Here is a 2,714-nt window from a genome sequence, read left to right on the forward strand (position 1 = left end):
ATCAGTACAGGCATCGGGTAGAGCCAGCTCTTCGATCCAAAGTCTTTTTTCATATTGCTTCGTGAAATTAGTCCGTAAATTTTACGAAAATTACAAGAATTTAACGACTCGACAAAATTCGAATCTTGATTTGAAACGGATGATCTCACAACATTATTCCCCTAAAAACAGGCGACTCATGGATATTGTTGGCAGATATGTATTAAAAAATGCCTGAAACTATTTTGGGTTGTTTCATTTGTTTTCGATGCACTATCAAATGCCTGTTGATTGTCAATAGTTTACGCCTTAAAAGATAGGGGCCTCAAAAATTTACTTGTTTTTCGCAAAGAATCGAAGATTTAACGATTTTTTCATCGTCTCCCTCCGAACAGAGGGAAAAGAGGCAAAAACCTCCCTTTCGGGCCCCGACAGACCCCGTCTGCAATGATAGAGCATGTCGGGGTTTATTTCGCCAAAATGGGCTGTAAAATTAAGGATGGATTCACGGGTATTTTCGGGGTTGTCGTCCGTTATTTTGGGTAAGCCAGAGATGTGTTCTTGACATCATTGCGTAAAAAATACGTACTCCACTGCGTAAAATGTAAGACGGCTAATTACGGGGGCGAGATTATCAGTTAATTATAGACGAGTACAGTACACTGCTTACAAGTACGGTAGATATTGACAGTTGGAGGTATAGAGATTTGATGGAAGTTCAGTCCCTGTCTGTATTCGGTCCTTAAAATCTTTTTGCAGTCAAAAGAAAAAATGGCGGTAGCCATTTCTTTTCTTTCCCTTATTTCGCCTTTACTTTAATGAACGTATATATGGAATACGGGTATAAATAAAGTTGCTGATTTCATGGAAAAGTGTAGATTTCAAGCCTCAATTTTGATGGAAAAGTGTCTGAATGGAATATGATTCGTTGGAAAAAGCGAGAGATAATAGGTATGATTCGTTCGAAAAAATGTAAAATACAAAACCGTCAACTCAATTCAGGAAAAGTCATGTTGGGCTCGTTTGCGATTCTTCGCAGATGCTTATGGGTGCAATCGGCATGGGTGCTGCTTTCTTAATCTTTTGTTCCAGTATTTGTAAGTGAAATGCGCTATGCTCACTGTTTAGAGAAATTCTTGATGGTTGTGCCACTTGGTGTGGTTTGATTTAGGTACTTGAAACTCTGTTTTAGTCATAAAATTGGAGGTTGCTGTATGCAACTTTTGAATGCAAAAACTGATCTGCAAACTCAAAAAAGATGATTGACGGATTTGCCGGAACGCGGCGTAGACAGAATAGCAATTCATCTGAAACTGCTCTACCCATTGGCAAGTATCCGACGGCTTGACGGAAGTAGCCTTGTGTATGCTTGTCATCCGCAGGAAGGCGCTCGTACTTGCGAGGAATGATGCCGGGGCGAGGACTGGAAAGCGGATGTGTAAAAATGCTCAGTAAGCAGTTTCGCTTGCGATAGACGCTTTTAGATACCGAATTGCAAGAATTTCTTATCACATAGCAATTCTGTAGTCTTGTGATATCATTTGATGGATTAAAAATAATTGCTAAATTTGTATGATATTTACGCTTAGTCGTAATCACTTGCTTAATTTCATGTGCGCTTGGGTTTCCAATGCCATCGTACTTCCAGCTTGTTTTGGGAGCAGTTTCATTTTTTAACTTTAATACTACAATGGATAAGGGGACAATAAGTATGAAAAAAACTCTAATGAAGGCGGTAGGGGCCGGTGTGGCAGGCCGAAACAGGAAGCTCACATGAAGACAGTGAGTGTAACCATATATTACGATGAAGGCTCCATGGGTTCGAATCCCGCCCTGCCACTAAAGCCACCGAAAAGGTGGCTTTCTTATTGTACCCGAGACATTGATTGTTCTGGCTAAAGCATTATTTCGTGAGAATCTAAGAAAATTACTGCCATAATTGTTACCTTTATCATTTGAGTTTTGATACTGAAGATTTGGTCAACAGATTGTTTTTATTAATGAAATTGAATTTAGATGGCGAATAATATAAAATTTGGAGAACGGCTTACGGGCAAAAACCGGTATAAAAAACTTTATCACTATACCTCATTTGATTCTTTTGTACGAATATGGTGACTATATCGCATTGAATGTACCTCCTGTAGCGTTTTCAAATGTACCACGTCAGGCATGGTCGCTTTCGGTTCGGCAAAGTTAGGATTATTTCTGATTTTTTCTTCTCATCGAGTCACCTTTTAGCTCAATCCGAACCGCGTTAGCGGTGATGCGGTCCATGATTGCGTCAGCCAAGGTCGGCTCATTGATGTAGTCATACCATTTGGATACAGGGAGTTGTGATGTCACGATGACGGATTTCCTCTGATAGCAGTCTTCCAGGATCTGGAGCAGGGCCAGACGTGAGTTGTTGTCAAGCGGCTGCAGTCCGAAGTCATCAAAGATGACGAGGTCATTCTTCTCAATGTGGTTGATGACTTTAAGAAGGCTTCCGTCAAGTTTGGCGAGCGCTATACGCTCGATGAACTTGTTCATGGAGAAGTATTCCACCCTGTGTCCCATGAAGCAGGCCTGTCTTCCGATGGCACATGCCAGGAACGATTTCCCGATACTGTTCCCAAAAGTGTGTCTGGGGAGGTGCCTTCAGATTCTTCAGATATGCAAATATAGCGATTCTTGGTTTCAGAACAACACGCCGCGGCGTGTTGTTCTTCTTTTTGTGTTATAGTCTTCACTCG

The 2,714-nt window shown here is 41.1% G+C and carries 3 protein-coding genes; all 3 read right to left on the reverse strand.

The features are described 5' to 3' along the window. Positions 1-1,167 precede the first annotated feature (1,167 nt). Entirely contained in the window at positions 1,168-1,752 is a 585-nt protein-coding gene (locus B5G16_RS12705; RefSeq protein WP_143260911.1) for a hypothetical protein, read from the reverse strand. Between the two features lie 429 nt (positions 1,753-2,181). Then, a complete protein-coding gene (locus B5G16_RS12340; protein ID WP_239406119.1) occupies positions 2,182-2,538 on the reverse strand; it encodes an ATP-binding protein in 357 nt (118 codons plus the stop codon). After that, positions 2,508-2,714: hypothetical protein (locus tag B5G16_RS12805; protein ID WP_204228113.1), on the reverse strand; the 207-nt coding region annotated here is incomplete at its 5' end. The genes B5G16_RS12340 and B5G16_RS12805, both read right to left, overlap by 31 nt.

The sequence above is a fragment of the Alistipes sp. An66 genome, assembly GCF_002161445.1.
In the GTDB taxonomy this organism is placed as follows: domain Bacteria; phylum Bacteroidota; class Bacteroidia; order Bacteroidales; family Rikenellaceae; genus Alistipes; species Alistipes cottocaccae.

Bases quoted from the DNA above. Each gene is read 5' to 3' on its own strand.
- B5G16_RS12340 (WP_239406119.1), bottom strand. From the start codon at position 2,538: ATGGGACACAGGGTGGAATACTTCTCCATGAACAAGTTCATCGAGCGT.